General features: G+C 41.2%; 1 pseudogene. It reads left to right on the top strand.

The window, feature by feature from the left end:
* Window positions 1-278, top strand: a pseudogene (locus A3766_RS10310) (putative pyridoxal-dependent aspartate 1-decarboxylase); the annotation flags it as partial.

The following is a 278-nucleotide window of genomic DNA, read 5'->3' as shown; positions in this document are numbered from 1 at the left end:
AGAAGTTTGCTCAGGCAAGCATAGAGAGTATGTATCGAGTATTTACAGTACCCGAAGCACCAGACTCTACTCTTAGCCGTATTGATAAAGACGTTTCTAATAATCTTGCAGGATTTATGCAGGACCATATCGTCGCGGTCGAACANGATTTGCAAGAAATGGAAAAAGACTTTTCTGATCCCAGGATTCCTGAAAAGCCCATTTTTGTATCCGAACATACTCAATTTCTTCTAGATAAAATAGTTGCGCAGTCTGTTCACACCTCATCGCCTAGCTTC

Source organism: Oleiphilus sp. HI0132 (genome assembly GCF_001635845.1).
This window is presented reverse-complemented; position numbering and strand designations above follow the sequence as displayed.